The 18,078-nt window shown below is 44.3% G+C and carries 16 protein-coding genes; 12 read left to right on the top strand and 4 right to left on the bottom strand.

All coding sequences use genetic code 11. The features are described from left to right. Window positions 1-12: 12 nt before the first annotated feature. Window positions 13-984, bottom strand: coding sequence for an aldo/keto reductase (locus WCV65_RS18325; protein WP_338778469.1), 972 nt, complete (start codon window positions 982-984; stop codon window positions 13-15). 227 nt (window positions 985-1,211) lie between these two features. Here WCV65_RS18325 and WCV65_RS18320 point away from each other — a divergent pair, with 227 nt between their 5' ends. Further along, on the top strand, window positions 1,212-2,801 hold the full coding sequence (locus tag WCV65_RS18320; protein WP_338778467.1) for a peptide chain release factor 3: 1,590 nt from the start codon (window positions 1,212-1,214) through the stop codon (window positions 2,799-2,801). 287 nt (window positions 2,802-3,088) lie between these two features. Here WCV65_RS18320 and yidC read toward each other — a convergent pair whose 3' ends face one another. From yidC to WCV65_RS18305, 3 genes are all read right to left on the bottom strand, one after another. Continuing rightward, window positions 3,089-3,907 (bottom strand): membrane protein insertase YidC, encoded by an 819-nt coding sequence (yidC, locus tag WCV65_RS18315; RefSeq protein WP_338778465.1) that lies wholly within the window; start codon window positions 3,905-3,907, stop codon window positions 3,089-3,091. Next, window positions 3,850-4,221 carry a hypothetical protein gene (locus tag WCV65_RS18310; protein WP_338778463.1) on the bottom strand — a complete coding sequence of 124 codons (372 nt, stop codon included), beginning with the start codon at window positions 4,219-4,221 and terminating at the stop codon, window positions 3,850-3,852. The genes yidC and WCV65_RS18310 overlap by 58 nt, the downstream gene beginning before the upstream one ends. Before the next feature lie 95 nt (window positions 4,222-4,316). Then, window positions 4,317-5,411: an NADH:flavin oxidoreductase gene (locus WCV65_RS18305; RefSeq protein ID WP_338778461.1), complete on the bottom strand. Its 1,095-nt coding sequence runs from the start codon at window positions 5,409-5,411 to the stop codon at window positions 4,317-4,319. Window positions 5,412-5,549: 138 nt separating this feature from the next. Between WCV65_RS18305 and WCV65_RS18300 the strand changes: the two genes are divergently transcribed. The 11 genes from WCV65_RS18300 (at window position 5,550) to WCV65_RS18250 (ending at window position 18,052) form a co-directional block, all read left to right on the top strand. Then, window positions 5,550-6,209 (top strand): haloacid dehalogenase type II, encoded by a 660-nt coding sequence (locus WCV65_RS18300; RefSeq protein WP_338778459.1) that lies wholly within the window; start codon window positions 5,550-5,552, stop codon window positions 6,207-6,209. A gap of 249 nt (window positions 6,210-6,458) precedes the next feature. Beyond that, a complete protein-coding gene (locus WCV65_RS18295; RefSeq protein ID WP_035404643.1) occupies window positions 6,459-7,040 on the top strand; it encodes a glycerol-3-phosphate responsive antiterminator in 582 nt (193 codons plus the stop codon). Window positions 7,041-7,067: 27 nt separating this feature from the next. Continuing rightward, window positions 7,068-8,186, top strand: a complete 1,119-nt coding sequence (locus tag WCV65_RS18290) for an ABC transporter ATP-binding protein (RefSeq protein WP_338778458.1) — start codon at window positions 7,068-7,070, stop codon at window positions 8,184-8,186. A gap of 35 nt (window positions 8,187-8,221) precedes the next feature. Then, entirely contained in the window at window positions 8,222-9,106 is an 885-nt protein-coding gene (locus WCV65_RS18285; protein ID WP_231889918.1) for a sugar ABC transporter permease, read from the top strand. After that, on the top strand, window positions 9,103-9,915 hold the full coding sequence (locus WCV65_RS18280) for a carbohydrate ABC transporter permease (RefSeq protein WP_338778457.1): 813 nt from the start codon (window positions 9,103-9,105) through the stop codon (window positions 9,913-9,915). Before WCV65_RS18285 ends, WCV65_RS18280 begins: the two co-directional genes overlap by 4 nt. A gap of 138 nt (window positions 9,916-10,053) precedes the next feature. Beyond that, entirely contained in the window at window positions 10,054-11,388 is a 1,335-nt protein-coding gene (locus WCV65_RS18275) for an ABC transporter substrate-binding protein (protein ID WP_338778456.1), read from the top strand. 156 nt (window positions 11,389-11,544) lie between these two features. Continuing rightward, window positions 11,545-12,270 (top strand): glycerophosphodiester phosphodiesterase, encoded by a 726-nt coding sequence (locus tag WCV65_RS18270; protein WP_338778455.1) that lies wholly within the window; start codon window positions 11,545-11,547, stop codon window positions 12,268-12,270. Window positions 12,271-12,347: 77 nt separating this feature from the next. After that, on the top strand, window positions 12,348-12,584 hold the full coding sequence (locus tag WCV65_RS18265; RefSeq protein WP_035404627.1) for a CsbA family protein: 237 nt from the start codon (window positions 12,348-12,350) through the stop codon (window positions 12,582-12,584). 195 nt (window positions 12,585-12,779) lie between these two features. Then, complete coding sequence (gene uvrB / locus WCV65_RS18260; protein ID WP_035404626.1) at window positions 12,780-14,759, top strand: excinuclease ABC subunit UvrB; 1,980 nt, start codon at window positions 12,780-12,782, stop codon at window positions 14,757-14,759. A gap of 6 nt (window positions 14,760-14,765) precedes the next feature. Beyond that, the gene (gene uvrA / locus WCV65_RS18255; protein WP_338778454.1) at window positions 14,766-17,639 is read left to right on the top strand and encodes an excinuclease ABC subunit UvrA; all 2,874 of its coding nucleotides are present in this window, start codon (window positions 14,766-14,768) and stop codon (window positions 17,637-17,639) included. A gap of 95 nt (window positions 17,640-17,734) precedes the next feature. Continuing rightward, window positions 17,735-18,052, top strand: coding sequence for a DUF4870 domain-containing protein (locus WCV65_RS18250; protein WP_035404621.1), 318 nt, complete (start codon window positions 17,735-17,737; stop codon window positions 18,050-18,052). The last annotated feature ends 26 nt before the right edge of the window (window positions 18,053-18,078 follow it).

The raw sequence follows: 18,078 nt of genomic DNA, 5'->3' as shown, positions 1-18,078 counted from the left end.
CCTATTTTTACATTATCTATTAATCCCTCTCATACCTTGCTCATCGTATCTTTCGCCTGCTGTTCTTCCAGCCAATGTATCGAGCATGTCCATCTCTTCCTGAGTAAGCTCGATTTTGACAGAATCAATGTTTTCTTTAGCATAGGTTCTTCTCTTTGTACCGGGAATCGGAACAATATCCTCTCCCTTATGCAAAAGCCACGCCAGTGCAATTTGAGAGGACCTCGCCTTTTTCTTTTCAGCAAGCTGATGCACTTCCTCTGCTAAATCAAGGTTGCGTTTGAAGTTGTCTCCTTGAAAACGGGGGAGGAAGCGCCTGAAATCATTCTCTGCAAAATCTTCGAACTGCTTGAATTGTCCGGTCAAAAATCCTCTTCCAAGCGGACTGTAAGCTACGATTCCTGTACCGAGCTCACGCGCTGCCGGTATAATCTCTTCTACATCACGGCTCCAGAGAGAATACTCCGTTTGCAGGGCCGAGATAGGGTGAACGGCGGAAGCGCGGCGGAGTGTTTCGGCTGAAACCTCTGATAACCCAAGATGCAGCACTTTCCCTTCTTTCACAAGTTCAGCCATTGCCCCAACTGATTCCTCGATCGGTGTTTCAGGATCGGGACGATGGAGATAATATAAATCAATGTAATCGGTTTGCAGACGCTTCAAGCTCTCTTCTGCAGATTTTTTCACATATTCAGGGCGCCCGTTAACTCCTCCAGGACGGCCGTTTTCGTCCCTGACGATGCCGAATTTGGTAGCCAGCACTGCATTTTTGCGAATGGGCTTAAGTGCTTCGCCAACGAGCTCTTCATTTTTGCCGTTTCCATACACGTTAGCCGTATCAAAGAAGTTCTGTCCGAGTTCAAACGCCAGCTGAATGGTTTCAATTGATTCCTTGCGGTTTGTTTCCCCGTAAAACTCTGACATACCCATACAGCCCAGACCCAGCGCAGAAACCTCTAAAGAACCCAGCTTCCTTTTTTCCATCGTCATCCGCTCCTCTGGTTATAGTATTTTCAGTTGAAGTATAACCCTGTAAGCTCTTAAAATCAAAAAATTGAGACAATTTAGCGGGTGTGGAATATGATAATTGGGCGCCGGACCCGATAGCTTTTTAACCTTCATTTATGGTATATTTTTTGAAGTGCATCTTGATCTTTGAACCCGACTCTTTTTTAAGAGCTGAATAAACTGATATAGAACGAGGTATATACATGAACTTAAAACAGGAAATTAATAAACGCAAAACGTTTGCGATTATTTCCCACCCGGATGCCGGGAAAACAACATTAACAGAAAAACTGCTTCTCTTCGGAAACGTGATCCGCTCGGCGGGTACCGTAAAAGGAAAGAAATCAGGTAAATTCGCAGCTTCCGACTGGATGGAAATTGAGAAAAAGCGTGGAATCTCTGTAACATCAAGTGTAATGAGCTTCCCATATCATGAATTTCACGTAAATATTCTCGACACTCCCGGACATGAAGACTTCAGTGAAGATACGTACCGTACTCTGACGGCTGTAGACAGCGTGGTTATGATTATCGACTCAACAAAAGGGGTAGAGCCTCAAACGATTAAGCTGTTTAAAGTATGCCGGATGCGCGGAATTCCTATTTTCACATTCATGAACAAGCTGGACCGTGAAGGCCGCGACCCGCTTGAACTCCTGGCGGAAATTGAAGAGGTACTCGGCATTGAGTCCTATCCAATGAACTGGCCGGTAGGAATGGGGAAACGCTTCCTCGGTATTTATGACCGCTATTCCGAATCATTTGTCCGTTTCAACGGGAATGAAGAAGAGACCGTTTATAAAGTAAATGAAATGGAAGAAAAAGCAGCGGATATTTATGAAAACCCAACCTATCAGGATACACTGGGAGAGCTTGAACTCCTAAATGAAGCCGGTAACGACTTTGATCCTGAACGAGTGAGAAAAGGCGAATTGACTCCTGTATTTTTCGGAAGCGCCTTGTCCAACTTTGGAGTTCAGACCTTCTTTGATACGTTTCTTCAATTTGCCGCTTCACCTCAGCCGCGCCGTACGAACGAAGGCTTTGTCGAGCCTGAAAAAGAGGATTTCTCCGGATACGTATTTAAAATACAGGCAAACATGAATACAAAGCATAGAGACCGGATCGCTTTCCTGCGTATCTGCTCCGGTACGTTCGAACGCGGAATGAACGTAACATTAAGCAGAACGAATAAAGTCATTAAGCTTGCGCAGTCGCAATCCTTCATGGCAGGAGACCGGGAAACAGTGGACATTGCTTATCCAGGTGATATCATCGGGATCTATGACCCGAATGCCTATCAAATCGGGGATACGCTCGTAGCGGGTAAAGACCGGTTTGAATATGAAGAGCTTCCGCAGTTCCCGCCCGAAATGTTTAAAAAGGTCCGGGCGAAGAATGTTATGAAATCGAAGCAATTCAAAAAAGGAATTGATCAGCTTGTACAGGAAGGCGCTATTCAGCTTTTCCGCCAGGAGCTTACAGATGATATCATTCTTGGCGCTGTCGGCCAGCTGCAATTCGAAGTGTTTGAAGAGCGCATGCGTTCCGAATACACCGTTGAAATTGAATGGACGTCTCTTGGTGACAGGATTGCCCGCTGGATCGAGGATGAAAAAGTGGACCGCAAAAAGTTCGATAACCGCAGCATGCTCGTAAAGGACCGCTACGGCCAGTACGCTGTCCTATTTGAAAATTCCTTTACGTACCGCTATTTCAAAGATAACAATAAAGACATCAAACTGATTGATCTGCTTGAGAGCAATGATTATCAGAGCTATACGGCTCAATAAGATGGAAAGACGCCCGGCGGGATGCCGGGCGTCTTTTTTGGGTGGTGGCTGCACCAGAAGGCCGTGCGCGATCTTTAGAAGTTTGGCGGCTGCCACTCTTTTTGGCGAAAACTGCCGAATGGGCGCTTTCCGACAGTTTCCCGTTGATAATCGACATTTCTGGGTGGCTATTCGACATACTTCCGTTGCTATTCGACAGAATCCCGTTGCTATTCGACATTCCGCGCCGCTGTTCAACAACCAAAGCCATCAAAAAAGCGCCCCCGAAAAGGAGGCGCTCTGAAACCCTAATTCTCCAGTGTTTTTGGAACAGCAGGAAGGTTTTTTTCTTTGTACAGGTGCTTGGCAAGCAGTGTCTGCAGAATGACGAACACTCCTCCAATGGTCCAATACAGAGGAAGGAATGCAGCTGCTCCGAATGACGCAGCCCCCATCATGATTGGCATCACATAGGCGACCATGGCCATTTGCTTTTGCTGTTCCGCCGGCATGTCCATTTGGGAGACTTTTGCCTGCAGGAAATAGACAGCTGCGGCAATAATCGGCATGATGGTGTCCGGGTGCCCCAGGTCAAACCAGAGAAACGAATGTGCAGCGATCTCCGGAGTTCGCTGTATCGCGAAGTAAAATCCGAAAAGAATGGGAGTCTGGATCAGGATCGGCAGACAGCCCATAGCAAGCGGATTGTACCCATGCTTCTGATAAAGCTGAAGGGTTTCCTGCTGCATAAGACGCTGGGACTCCGGATCTTTTTTCTTGTCTTTGTATTTTTCCTGAAGCTTTTTCATTTCGGGCTGCAGAATCGCCATTTTTTTCTTCATCTGCTGCTGATTTTTGTATTGCTTCATCATAAACGGCATAAGGAGCAGACGGACTAAAAATGTCACCAGGATAATCGCTACTCCATAGCTGCCTCCGAATAGAGAAGCTGTATATTTGATCAAGGCAGAAAAAGGGAATACAACAAAATGGTTAAAAAACCCGGTTGTCTCGCTATTGATTGGTGTATGATCTGCCGAGCAGCCGCTTAGCAGGAGTACTGAAAAAATCAGAAGGAATAAACTTGACCGTTTAAGGAACGTGAACTTAGATGATTGGTTTGGCATAAGTGCCCTCCTCGTATTTTTATCGCCTGTGAATCGTACGAGAAGGGGTGGCGGTCACCGTCATCATCCGGAGAAGAAGCCATTTTCATAATCCTGATTATCCAAGTGTGCAGCTGATCCATGCCGCCGATAAAAAAGCGGTGCGGTTCGGTATCAGATAAGGCCGGCAGCCAATTTCTTTTTATCGACATGTCGGTTTTAACGCTTTTCCCCGATACATAGGTTAAAGCGAGGGTCCCGCCAGCCGATACGACAAGGGATATGAGCAGAATCAAATGGCTCATATCATTTAAAAAATCCAAATCCAAGAACACCCAGTTCACCTCCCTTCCTTTGTAATGCTTCTATTATATCATTTTTTAAGCCCAGGCATTCAAAAAACCGCCGGATTGTCCCGGCGGCTGATGATTTACAGCTCTGAATCTTTTATATGTGCTAGCGGCATAAGGATTTCCTCAGGACTGAAGGCTTCAAGATTCTTCCCTTTGCTGATTCTCTTCGGTGCATCGGGATTGGCTAAAGCTCCTGTACCCAGGCTTACAAAATCAGCATCCCCAGAGGAAATTAAAGAAGAAGCCTTTCTTGGATCCTGAAGCTGTCCATTGGCAATAACCGGCAATCCGCTGTACTCTTTTGCAGCGGCTGCAAGTGATTTACTTCCATCACCAAATGACGATGCTGTACCGTTTGCATCCGTTACATGAATATAATCCAGCGGGGTTTTCCCAAGAAGGGAGAAGATCGCTTCTGCATCCTTATCGCCATGAGGCCATTTGTAATTTGGATCCGACACCTTTGCCTGTGAAATTCGGATTCCGATGATCATATCGTTTCCTGCCGCCTGCTGAACGTCATATATGATTTCCATTAACAGCCTCATACGGTTCTGGAGGGACCCTCCATAAGAATCTTCTCGCTCATTTAAGCTCGCTGTCAGGAACTGGTCGAGAAGATATCCGTTTGCCCCGTGAATTTCTACTCCATTGAATCCGGCCTGACGGGCATTCATAGCTGCGGCCGCGAACCCCCTTTTCACATCCGCAATATCCTGTTCACTCATTTCTTTAGGAACGGGATATGGGCCGGAGCCGCCATAAAACTCGAGCTGTTCTCCTTTAGGGGAAATAGCAGAAGGTGCTGCTGTCTGTTTTGAATGAATGTTTCCCTGAGACTGGCCGCCAGCGTGCATAAGCTGGGCGATAATCAGGGCACCGTGGTCCTGAACAGCTTCAGTAATCGGTCTCCAAGAGGCAATATGACCGGCGGATACTAAGCCCGGCTGGTTTAAATAGCCCTGGCTGTAAAGGTTGTCTGTATAAATACCCTCAGAAATAACGGCGGCAAATCCACCCTTTGCGTAACGTTTGTAATAGCGTGCCATTCGGGAATTAGCCATTCCGTCTTCATCTGCACTGATTCGCGTCATCGGCGAGACTAAGAAGCGGTTTTTTAATTTATAGGGTCCTAGTAGTTGTTCATCAAAAAGTTCAGGGTAATTTCCCATGGCTCATTCCTCCAATATGATTGCGTGTAATGAAACCTTACCCGTTTTCACGATGTAAATCACTTATCAGCATCCTGCAGTGTTTTGCAGGGGCTGTTTTTGTGAAATATACATAACAGATACAAAGGAGGCCATCTCATGACCATTAAAGCAATTCTATTTGACGCCTACGGCACTTTGTTTGACGTTTACTCTGTAAAAGAAAGATGCGAGCAGCATTTCCAGGGAAAAGGGGAGGATATCAGCCGGACATGGAGAGAAAAACAGCTGGAATACTGCTTTTTGACACAGATTTTGCAAAAATATGAGCCTTTTGATCAGCTCACTGAAAAAGCGCTGAAAGCTTCTTTGGCGATTCATGGCGCAGAAGGAAGCGAAAAAGAATGTGCAGACTTAATGAAAGAATACGAACAGCTGAGGCCCTTCGAAGAAACAGAAGAAGTATTAAAACAGCTTAAAGGTAAACAAACGTTTATTTATTCTAACGGAACGAGAGGAATGCTCGATCCTCTCATTAAAAATAACGGATTTCAAGATTTAATAGGAGCGTTGAGCGCAGATGAAATCAGGCAGTACAAGCCGTCACCTGCTTCCTATAGTTATGCGATGGAAAAGCTTGGACTCGATAAAGCCGAAATATTATTTGTGTCCTCTAATCAGTGGGATATTGCAGGTGCTTCAAGCTTTGGATTTAGGACTGCCTGGATTAACCGCACAGGGGAGCCTGTATCCGCATTAGGATTCGAACCAGCGTCTATATGTTCTGATTTAAAAGGGCTTCTAGAAGAAAAATACTAACCAAACTGCCAGCTCTTCCATAAGGAGGAGCTTTTTTCCAATAAGTTAACGAAGATGAAATGTAATGTTTACATTGCTAAACATCCGGCAAACAGTACCTTAATAATTATGCAGTATTATAAATGTAGGAAAGACAAGTGAATAGTAAAACGGTTAAATATGAGAAACCATAAAAACAAGGGGATGCTTTAAATAATCCCTGTACGTTTTTATGGATTTTTTTGTTTACGGAGGAAGGAAGGAAGCAGGATGGAGATACAGCGTGAGTTTATTAAACACCTTGAAAACGATCGGCTCATTTCTTCGATAAAAGATCCTAAAAGTCTTGAGCTTTTTCTTGAGTCGGATATTCAATCGGCTTTTCTTTTAACGGGTAATATCAGTGTGATCAAGCGGTATGTCGATCTTCTCAAGCAAAATGGGAGATTCGTTTTCCTGCACTTGGAGAAAATCCCGGGCATTAGTTTTGACAAGGAAGGGCTTAAATTTATAGCCAAATATGTCAAACCTACCGGGATTGTAACGACAAAAAGTTCTCTGATCCAAATTGCGAAAAAAGAGGGGTTATTGACGATTCAGCGTTTGTTTTTAGTGGATACAGATGCACTCAAGCATGGTCTTCAAACCTCCTGCGAAATTAAGCCGGATGCTTTGGAGCTTATGCCGGGTCTTATTCCTGAAATGATAACAAAAGTAAAAGCGAAAACCGATTTGCCGATTATTACAGGCGGATTGATTTCAAATAAAGCACATATTCAAGCTGCACTAGAGAGCGGCGCAATGGCAGTTTCGACTGGGAAGCCATGGCTTTGGAAAAAGCCTGAATTTTAAAGGATAAGGAGAAAGGTGGAATAATGGATGAAAAGTGTGGAGCTTTCCAGCCTCAGCAAATCCTATGACGGCAAAAATATGGTCATTGACTCTATCAATGCATCCATTCAGCCTGGGGAGTTTTTTGTACTGGTTGGTCCTTCAGGATGCGGGAAAAGCACCATTCTTCGTATGATTGCAGGACTTGAGGAAGTAAGCGGAGGAGAACTGCGAATCGGAGATCGTGCAGCAAACAATCTTCATCCGAGCAAGCGGGATCTGTCAATGGTTTTCCAAAACTATGCCCTATATCCTCATTTATCGGTTGCTGAAAACATTATGTTCGGATTATATACGAAAAAGATTTCCAAACAGGAGCAAAAAGAGAGATGTTCGGAGGCATGCGAAATGCTTGGACTCTCCAGTTTGATGGATAGGAAGCCGCGTGAGCTTTCCGGCGGTCAAAGGCAGCGTGTAGCACTGGCTAGAGCCATCGTTACGCATGCCCCCATTTGTCTGATGGACGAGCCGCTGTCTAATCTGGATGCAAAACTGAGAGCAAAAATGCGCTCTGAAATCCGCCAGATTCAGCGGAAGCTTGGCATTACGATGATTTACGTGACGCATGATCAAACGGAGGCTATGACAATGGCAGACCGTATGATGATTTTGAATGGAGGGAAAATTCAGCAGCTGGGGAAGCCGCTTGATATATACAATCAGCCTGCGAATTCTTTCGTCGCTTCATTTATTGGAGCTCCGCCCATGAATCTGGCTGAAGCGAAGGCTGAAGGAAACCTTCTTCACATTGGAGATAAGCATTTATCTGATGTTCCTCAGGAGGTATTGCTGTCTATAGGGGCAGAGTCTGTTGAAGCCGGAATTCGCCCTGAGCATTTAATACAGGCGCCAGCCGGAGAAGGAAAGCTGACGGGATTGGTTGCTAATGCTGAGATACTTGGAACAGAGACGCTGCTGAGCTTTGACATATCTGAAGGGAAGCAATGGATTGCAAGATGGCCTGGACAATGGGATTTGGAACCGGGTGATTCAATCGAATTAACCTTTAATCAAGAGGATTTACTCTTTTTTGATCCTCAAAACGGAACCAGGCTGAGCACGGGCCATAGATCGCCATTTGCTTCTTCAGAGGAGCAGCCGATATGAATGCCCTGGTTAAGAAAAATCAATCAAAGCTGAAGATGAAAACAGGAAATGGACTCTCTGATTTAGGCTCAGGTCTCCTTTATCTTCTTCCATCTCTGCTGCTGTTCGGAGTATTCCTGTTTTATCCGATGATCAGAACGATTTATCTGAGCCTATTTTATACGGATCCTCAAGGGAATCCCATCGCATTTATCGGTCTTGAAAATTTCACGTATCTGCTCCAGTCTGAGGAATTTTTAAATAGTGCAAAGGCAACGGGACTGTTTGTCCTGTATACAGTTCCAGCGGGTATTCTGCTCTCATTATTTCTTGCTTTAATCGCTAATTTGAAGCTTAAGGGCATTGGTATATTCCGGACGCTATTCTCATCAACAATGGGGATGAGTGTTGCAGCATCCTCAATCATATGGATGTTTATGTACAACCCCTCCATTGGAGTGTTTAATAAGCTATTGAATTTGATCGGGTTTGAAGGGCACTCGTGGCTGCTGGATCCAAACACAGCCCTGCTTGCGGTTGCTTTATCAACGATTTGGATGAACACAGGCTTCGCTTTCCTGATTCTGCTTGGAGGCCTGCAGAACATTGATGAACAGCTCTATGAAAGTGCAAAAATTTCAGGGGCGGGATCTTTTTATCAGCTAAGGAGAATTACTCTCCCCATGCTGTCCCCAACGTTATTTTTCATTACTACCGTTTCTCTGATTAATTCCTTTCAGACATTTGGCCAAATCGATATTTTAACCAAAGGCGGTCCGGTACAATCCACCAACGTGATTGTGTACTCGATTTATCAGGATGCCTTTGTTAATTACAATGCCGGCTCGGCCAGTGCGCAGGCAGTCTTGCTGTTCTTTTGCATACTGGCAGTGACGATTCTGCAATTTCGGCTTGGAGAAAAGAAGGTGCATTATCAATGAGCCTTATGAAGAAAAGTTTATTGTACGTGCTGCTCGTTTTATCCGCTCTGTTCATGATGTTTCCGATTGTATATGCAGTCATGATCAGTTTCATGCAAGGAGGAGAAGTCCTTCAAGGGAAGCTGCTGCCCTCATCTTTTTCCTTTGAAAACTATCAGTCGGCCTTTCAGCAAGTACCGCTGCTTCATTTTTTAATGAACAGTCTAATCGTTTCAGTCACTGTCACAGCAGGTCAGCTCATTGTGTCATCACTGGCGGCTTTCGCGTTTGTGTTTATTAAATTCAGAGGAAGAAATACACTCTTCTTTCTGTTTATATCTACCATGATGATTCCTTGGGAAGCGACGATGGTTCCGAATTACTTAATTGTTCAAAAGCTTGGGTGGATTAATCAGTACAGCTCGCTTACCATTCCATTTTTCGCACTAGCCTTTGGAACGTTCTTGCTCAGGCAGCAATTTAAGACGATTCCATATGAGCTTTTTGAAGCATCGCAGGTAGCGGGTATAAGCCGTTTCCGCTTTTTCTGGAAAGTGGTCCTGCCTGTATCCAAGACGAGTATAATAACTCTTGCTATTTACAGCTTCTTAACGACATGGAATATGTATTTATGGCCGCTTCTCGTCACAAACAACGAGAAGGTAAGAACAGTCCAAATCGGTCTGAAGCAAATGCAATCACAAGAGGTTTCTTCCGAATGGGGAATCGTTATGGCGGCTGCTGTCATTGTTGTTTTGCCGACTCTGATCCTGCTTTTCGCAGGACAGAAGCACCTTCAAAAAGGATTGACTCAAGGTGCAATAAAATAACGTTTGTAAAAGCAGCGGGTATTTCTCCCGTCAATTAACTGAATGAGGCATAGATTGGCCAGCTCACCTTTCTGCATATGAAGGGGAATTGCCAGCCGGTCCATGCATAATCAAATAAAAAATCAGGAGTGAAAACAGATGAAAAAGGTATTGATATTGATTACTGGTCTAATGCTGATCGTGCTCTCAGCCTGCGGCGGAACACAGCCGGAAAAAGAAACAGCAAAGCCTGTGAAGAAAAACGCTGAAGGTAAAATTGAAGTAACATTCTGGCATGCAATGGCTGGAGATTTAGAGACTTCTTTAAAAGAGATTGTGGATGAATACAATAAATCTCAAGATAAGATTGAGGTTAAGCCTGTATTCCAGGGAACATACGAAGAAGCACTGACAAAATTCAATACCGTTGCGGGATCTCCTGACGCTCCAACCATTATGCAGACGTTTGAAGTCGGCACAAAGTATATGATCGACAGCAACAAAATCGAGCCTGTCCAAAAGTTTATTGATCAAGATAAATTTGACACATCTCAATGGGAAAAAAATATTTCAAATTACTACACAGTGGATGGCAAGCAGTATTCTATGCCGTTTAACTCCTCAACACCCGTCTTGGTATACAACAAAGATGCATTTAAAAAAGCTGGCCTGGATCCTGAAAAGGCACCTCAAACTTACAGTGAGCTGAAAAGTACAGCACAAGCACTTACGACTGGCAGCCAAAAAGGATTTTCGATCCTGAATTACGGATGGTTCTTTGAAGAAATGGTAGCTGTACAAGGCGGAACCTATGTGGATAATGAAAATGGACGCAAAGGAGACGCGGAAAAAGCGACGTTCAATGGACCGGAAGGAAAACGTGTTTTTGATCTAATCAGCCAGATGCACAAGGATGGTTCTTTCTACAATAGCGGACAGAACTGGGATTCTATGAGAGCGGCATTCCAATCGCAAAAAATTGCTATGTTCCTTGACTCTTCTGCAGGAATTAAAGAATTGATTGATAATGCTCCATTTGATGTTGGGGTTGCTTATCTTCCTGTTCCTGATGGCATCGAAAGGCAAGGGGTTGTAATCGGAGGAGCTTCGCTTTGGATGTCCAAAGGTACGGCTGAAGAAGAACAGCAGGGTGCATGGGATTTCATGAAATATTTATCTACACCTGAAGTGCAGGCTAAATGGCATGTAGACAGCGGGTATTTCTCTATCAATCCAAAAGCATATGAGCAGGATATCGTGAAAAAAGAGTGGGAAAAGTATCCGCAGCTTAAGGTAACGGTGGACCAGCTGAAAAATACAAAGCCTTCTCCGGCTACACAAGGAGCCTTGATTTCCGTTTTCCCTGAATCCAGACAAAAAGTTGTAACTGGAATGGAAAGCTTATATCAAGGGACAGATCCTCAAGAAGCATTGAATCGGGCAGCAAAGGAAACAGAACGATCGCTTGAGATGGCTAATCGCAAGCAGAAGTAAGCTTCAAAGGGCTGGCCAGAAGAATTCTTCATGGCCGGCCCTTTACTTTTTGGTTGATTTTAAAAACCTGTTGATTGGAGTGGAAAGCGAACGCCTGCTACCTGCAATCAACAGCCAAGTTTAACAGAGCTTAGTATTAAGAATGGAGTTGCAAACATGAAGATATTTGCTCACAGAGGATGCAGCGGACAGTATCCGGAAAATACGATGCTTGCTTTTAGAAAGGCGATAGAAGCAGGGGCAAGCGGAATTGAATTGGATGTTCAAATGTCAAAAGACGGTGAACTTGTCGTCATTCATGACGAAAGAATTGACCGAACGACAGATCGAGTGGGATATGTAAAGGACATGACATATAAGGAATTGCGGAATGCAGATGCAGGAAGCTGGTTTCATCCTTCCTTTCATAATGAAAGGATTCCTCATCTGGAGGAAGTTCTGGATTTGCTTTTGGAAGACCAGTCAGGCACGGTCTTAAATATTGAATTAAAAAATGATGTATTTGATTACCCTAATCTGGAGGAGAAAGCAATGCGGATGGCTGAAGAAAAAAATCTGGCCGGCAGAATTGTTTTTTCATCCTTTAACAAAGCAAGCGTGAAAAGAATGAAACAACTAAATAAAGTCTTTGAAATTGCCTGGCTTTTTGAAGGGAATATGCCAGATGCTGCCTTGATTGCTGAACAGCTTGGCTGCAGCAGTATCCACTGTCCTGCCGAATTCAGTCTCTCCGAAGCCGGATTGGAATATATGAATAACGGGGGAACGTTAAGAGTGTATACGATTAATGACCTTGCTTTATATCAAAGTCTTATTCATACAAAAGTGTCGGCAGTGATGACAGACTTTCCGGATTTGCTGTTAAGAACAATTGAAGAATAGGTTCCTCTAAAGCTATTCAGCATTCGCGGAGCATGATAGAATAACGGTAATATCAAGAAGGAAGAGGGCGTTTCACAATGCTGACGAAAGCGATCCTGGCATTGATTTTTCCGTTTGTTCTTGTCGTGCTTTTTACGAGAGTCACGTACAGTTATATAGTTGGGACTGCTTTAACCGCTGCACTCATCATCGCTTCTTATTTTAAAGGATATACAGAGTTCGACTATATTGTGGGGCTTGATGCTGTATCGCTTGTTGCAGGGGCTATGTATGCACGTAAAATGAACCGTAAACCCAACCATTTGAATAAATAGAGAGAAACCGTGCGATGCGCGGTTTTTTCTGTGCATAAAGAGTGCGTTTAAAGAAAAAGGTTGCGAATGTCTAAAAGCGGGAAAACTGATAGACAGCAAGAAAAATACTGCAAACGTCAGTTCGTATCTTTGGAATTTCCCATATAGTGTATGGTAAAATATAAATACGATAATGCGTGAATTGGGGGCCTTTGTGTGGAACATCGGTTTGAGTTAGTCTCGAAATACAAGCCGGAAGGGGATCAGCCTGCGGCAATCAAGAAACTTGTTGAAGGAATTAATGAAGGGAAGAAGCACCAGACGCTTCTTGGGGCAACCGGAACAGGCAAAACATTTACCGTTTCGAATGTCATCAAGGAAGTCAATAAGCCGACCCTCGTGATTGCTCATAATAAAACGCTGGCAGGCCAGCTCTACAGTGAATTTAAGGAGTTCTTTCCGAATAACGCTGTAGAATATTTTGTGAGTTACTATGATTACTATCAGCCTGAAGCCTATGTTCCCCAGACCGATACTTTTATAGAAAAGGACGCAAGCATTAATGATGAAATTGACAAACTGCGCCACTCTGCAACGACCTCATTGTTCGAACGCAGAGATGTCATCATTATTGCCAGTGTTTCCTGTATCTACGGCCTCGGTTCTCCGGAAGAATACAAAGAACTCGTAGTATCTCTTCGGACTGGAATGGAGCTTGAACGGAATCAGCTGTTAAGGCGTCTTGTAGACATCCAATATGAGCGGAATGACATTGACTTTAAGCGCGGAACATTCAGGGTTCGCGGGGATGTCGTGGAAATCTTTCCTGCATCCAGGGATGAACACTGCATGAGAATTGAATTTTTCGGAGACGAAATCGACCGCATTCGCGAAGTGGACGCCTTAACCGGGGAAATACTCGGCGAACGTGAACACGTCGCGATCTTCCCGGCTTCCCACTTCGTAACCCGTGAAGAAAAAATGAGCGTTGCCATAGGAAACATTGAAAAAGAGCTGGAGGAAGAATTAGTCAAGATGAGGGAAGCCGGCAAGCTTCTTGAGGCTCAAAGGCTTGAGCAGAGGACAAGATATGATCTTGAAATGATGAGAGAGATGGGATTCTGTTCGGGAATTGAGAATTATTCCCGCCATCTTACATTAAGACCTCCCGGCTCCACCCCTTACACATTGATTGATTATTTTCCAGACGATTTTATGATTGTTGTCGACGAGTCTCACGTTACCCTTCCGCAGGTACGCGGAATGTTCAACGGGGACCAGGCACGGAAGCAGGTTCTAGTCGATCATGGGTTCCGTCTGCCTTCTGCAAAAGATAACAGACCGCTTCGTTTTGAAGAGTTTGAAAAACATATGACGAACATGGTTTATGTTTCGGCGACACCGGGCCCTTATGAAATAGAGCATACAGACGAAATGGTCGAGCAGATTATACGTCCGACCGGATTGCTCGATCCTACTATTGAAGTCCGGCCTATTCAGGGACAAATTGATGATTTAATCGGGGAAATCAATGCAAGAGTCGAAAAGAATGAACGGGTTCTCATTACGACCCTGACGAAAAAGATGTCCGAGGATCTGACGAATTACCTTAGGGAAATTGGAATCAAAGTCAATTACCTCCACTCCGAAATAAAAACTCTGGAGCGGATTGAAGTAATACGCGATCTGCGTCTCGGTAAACATGACGTCCTCGTTGGAATTAACCTTCTCCGGGAAGGTCTGGATATACCTGAGGTGTCACTGGTAGCCATTCTGGACGCAGATAAAGAAGGTTTCCTTCGCTCTGAACGTTCTTTGATTCAGATTACCGGACGTGCAGCCAGAAACTCAAATGGCCATGTTATTATGTATGCCGATAAAATCACGAATTCAATGGAAGTTGCGATAAATGAAACGAAGCGCCGCCGTGAAACACAGGAAGAATATAACCGAGTTCACGGAATTGAACCGAAAACGATTCAAAAGGAAATCCGGGATGTAATTCGAGCTACTATGGAAGCGGTGGAGGAAGATACAGACCAAGCAGCACCGGCAATTGCGAAGCTCTCCAAGAAAGAGCGGGAAAAAGTGATTGCTCAGATGGAAAAAGAGATGAAGGATGCTGCCAAGGGACTGGATTTCGAACGGGCCGCAGAGCTTCGTGATTTGCTAATAGAGCTGAAAGCGGAAGGATGACAAAGTATGGCTAGTGAACACATAGTTGTAAAGGGAGCCAGAGCGCATAACCTTAAAAATATAGATGTCACAATTCCTCGGAATCAGCTCGTCGTATTGACGGGCCTTTCAGGATCGGGAAAATCATCGCTTGCATTTGATACGATTTATGCGGAAGGACAGCGCAGGTATGTCGAGTCGCTTTCTGCCTACGCCAGGCAATTTCTCGGTCAAATGGACAAACCAGATGTTGATTCCATCGATGGATTGTCTCCGGCTATATCCATTGACCAGAAAACAACAAGCCGGAATCCAAGATCAACAGTTGGAACGGTCACAGAAATTTATGATTATTTGAGGCTTCTTTATGCACGTGTAGGACGGCCTGTCTGTCCAAATCATGGCATCGAAATCACTTCGCAAACCATCCAGCAGATGGTGGACAGAATTATGGAGTTCCCGGAGCGCACGAAGATGCAGGTTCTTTCTCCAGTCGTATCTGGACGGAAGGGAACTCATGCCAAAACCCTTGAGGACATTAAAAAACAAGGGTATGTAAGGGTTCGGGTAAATGGTGAAATGCAGGAGATTTCTGAAGAAATCATCCTGGAAAAAAACAAAAAGCACTCGATCGAAGTGGTAATTGACCGGATTGTAATCAAAGAGGGAATTGAGGCAAGACTAAGCGACTCTCTTGAAGCAGCGCTTGCCCTGGGTGAAGGAAAGGTCATGATTGATGTCATTGACCAGGAGGAACTTTTGTTCAGCGAGCACCATGCCTGCCCTTACTGCGGATTTTCTATCGGAGAGCTTGAACCGAGAATGTTCTCTTTTAACAGTCCTTTTGGCGCCTGTCCTTCATGTGACGGTCTTGGGTCTAAACTGGAAGTAGACCGTGAACTCGTTATTCCGAATGAGTACCTAACGCTTAAACAGCACGCTATTGCTCCATGGGAGCCTACGAGCTCACAGTATTATCCTCAGCTCCTTGAAGCTGTGTGCAGCCATTATGGAATTGATATGAACGTTCCTGTTAAGGATCTGCCAAACCATCAATTGGATAAAATTTTACTCGGAAGCGGAAAAGATGAGATCTACTTCCGCTATGAAAATGACTTTGGGCAGGTAAGAGAGAGCTATATTAAATTTGAAGGCGTGATGAAAAATATTGAGCGCCGCTACCGTGAAACGAGCTCGGATTACATTCGCGAGCAAATGGAGAAATATATGGCTCAGCAGCCATGTCCTTCGTGCAAAGGATACAGGCTGAAGAAAGAAACACTGGCTGTTAAAATTGACGGCCGCCATGTTGGGGAAACGACCACCCTTTCTGTTCAGGAGGCACACGATTTTTTCGGTAAGCTTGACCTGACTGAAAAGGAAATGAAAATTGCCAAATTGATTTTAAGGGAAATTTGCGAACGCCTTAGCTTTCTTGTTAATGTGGGTCTGGATTACCTGACCTTAAACCGTTCAGCGGGCTCCCTTTCCGGAGGAGAAGCACAAAGGATCAGACTTGCTACTCAGATCGGTTCGAAGCTGACTGGCGTTCTGTATATATTGGATGAACCGTCCATCGGTCTTCATCAGCGTGATAATGACCGCCTTATTGAAACGCTGCAGAATATGCGGGACATTGGGAATACCCTCATTGTCGTAGAGCATGATGAAGATACGATGCTTGCTGCCGATTATCTGATTGATATCGGCCCTGGAGCGGGCGTGCACGGAGGAAACGTCATTTCCGCTGGATCACCTAAGGAAGTTATGAAGGATAAGAATTCTCTGACTGGTATGTATCTGTCCGGCAAAAAATTTATCCCTCTTCCTCAAGAACGGAGAAAACCGGATGGCCGTTACATTCAGGTCAAAGGGGCAAATGAGAATAACCTGAAAAATGTTTCAGTTAAATTTCCATTAGGAACGTTTATTTCCGTTACAGGTGTTTCAGGTTCAGGTAAAAGTACACTCGTAAATGAAATACTGCATAAGGCGCTGGCTCAAAGGCTTCATAAAGCAAAAACAAAACCTGGAGAGCATAAAGAGATTTTAGGTATTGAACATTTAGATAAAGTCATCGACATTGATCAGTCGCCGATCGGAAGAACGCCTCGTTCCAATCCGGCTACTTATACAGGCGTATTTGACGATATCCGCGATGTGTTTGCTTCGACGAATGAGGCCAAGGTCAGGGGATATAAAAAGGGCCGTTTCAGCTTCAATGTAAAAGGAGGCCGTTGCGAGGCCTGCCGCGGTGACGGAATCATCAAAATTGAGATGCATTTTCTTCCGGATGTATATGTTCCGTGCGAAGTATGCCACGGCAAACGGTACAACCGGGAAACACTTGAAGTAAAATACAAAGGCAAAAACATTTCGGACATTCTTGAAATGACCGTTGAAGATGCGCTCGATTTCTTCGAAAACATTCCTAAAATACACCGGAAGCTGCAAACCATTTACGATGTCGGACTAGGATATATCACGCTTGGCCAGCCGGCAACGACTCTGTCAGGGGGAGAAGCGCAGCGGGTGAAGCTTGCTTCAGAACTGCACCGCCGTTCAACTGGGCGCTCACTTTATATTCTCGATGAACCGACAACCGGTCTGCACGTTGATGACATTGCAAGGCTGCTGAAAGTTCTTCAGCGTCTTGTTGAGAATGGAGACACGGTGCTGGTTATTGAGCATAATCTCGATGTTATTAAAGCAGCGGATTATTTAGTCGACCTGGGTCCGGAAGGCGGAAATGGCGGAGGCCAGATCATTGCCTCCGGTACACCTGAACAAGTCATGGAAGAAAAAGCCTCCTATACCGGTCATTATTTAAAACCGATTATTGAAAGGGAACGCGAACGGATGAAAAAACTAGTAAAAGAAAAAGAAGCCGTCGCTAAATAAGTTTGGGCCAGCTCATCTATTGAGCTGGCTATTTTCATATAGTGAAACCAATCACCTATTTGAATCGTAAAAGGATGTAAAGGAGATGGAACTTCATGAAAACCGATAAATTACTTTCTGCACTATGCTATTTCAGTGTGCTTTTTGCACCGTTCTTACTGCCGCTAATCGTTTATTTTGTCACTGATGATGCTGTAACGAAATCACATGCTAAAAAGTCATTTTTGTCTCATGTCATCCCTGCGATCACCATTATTGCTTATATGTTTATCTTTCTGGGTGCAGCCTTTGCCGGACAGAATGAGCTGATAGGTATCGTATTTCTTTCTGGATTTCCTGTCGTGTTACTTGTTAATTTTATTGTTTTCGTCTGGAACATTGTTAAAGGAATTAAGATATTAAAAACAGTTTAAAGGGATTGATTTTCATCTTGCCGAAT

The sequence above is a fragment of the Metabacillus sp. FJAT-52054 genome (assembly GCF_037201815.1).
GTDB lineage: Bacteria > Bacillota > Bacilli > Bacillales > Bacillaceae > Metabacillus_B > Metabacillus_B sediminis.
Note: the sequence above shows the minus strand (reverse complement) of the source record. Positions and strands in the feature narration are given on the sequence as shown.

Coding starts and splice junctions, on each gene's coding strand:
- WCV65_RS18325 (WP_338778469.1), bottom strand. CDS start 984: ATGGAAAAAAGGAAGCTGGGTTCTTTAGAGGTTTCTGCGCTGGGTCTG.
- WCV65_RS18320 (WP_338778467.1), top strand. CDS start 1,212: ATGAACTTAAAACAGGAAATTAATAAACGCAAAACGTTTGCGATTATT.
- yidC (WP_338778465.1), bottom strand. CDS start 3,907: ATGCCAAACCAATCATCTAAGTTCACGTTCCTTAAACGGTCAAGTTTA.
- WCV65_RS18305 (WP_338778461.1), bottom strand. CDS start 5,411: ATGGGAAATTACCCTGAACTTTTTGATGAACAACTACTAGGACCCTAT.
- WCV65_RS18300 (WP_338778459.1), top strand. CDS start 5,550: ATGACCATTAAAGCAATTCTATTTGACGCCTACGGCACTTTGTTTGAC.
- WCV65_RS18295 (WP_035404643.1), top strand. CDS start 6,459: ATGGAGATACAGCGTGAGTTTATTAAACACCTTGAAAACGATCGGCTC.
- WCV65_RS18290 (WP_338778458.1), top strand. CDS start 7,068: ATGAAAAGTGTGGAGCTTTCCAGCCTCAGCAAATCCTATGACGGCAAA.
- WCV65_RS18285 (WP_231889918.1), top strand. CDS start 8,222: ATGAAAACAGGAAATGGACTCTCTGATTTAGGCTCAGGTCTCCTTTAT.
- WCV65_RS18280 (WP_338778457.1), top strand. CDS start 9,103: ATGAGCCTTATGAAGAAAAGTTTATTGTACGTGCTGCTCGTTTTATCC.
- WCV65_RS18275 (WP_338778456.1), top strand. CDS start 10,054: ATGAAAAAGGTATTGATATTGATTACTGGTCTAATGCTGATCGTGCTC.
- WCV65_RS18270 (WP_338778455.1), top strand. CDS start 11,545: ATGAAGATATTTGCTCACAGAGGATGCAGCGGACAGTATCCGGAAAAT.
- WCV65_RS18265 (WP_035404627.1), top strand. CDS start 12,348: ATGCTGACGAAAGCGATCCTGGCATTGATTTTTCCGTTTGTTCTTGTC.
- uvrA (WP_338778454.1), top strand. CDS start 14,766: ATGGCTAGTGAACACATAGTTGTAAAGGGAGCCAGAGCGCATAACCTT.
- WCV65_RS18250 (WP_035404621.1), top strand. CDS start 17,735: ATGAAAACCGATAAATTACTTTCTGCACTATGCTATTTCAGTGTGCTT.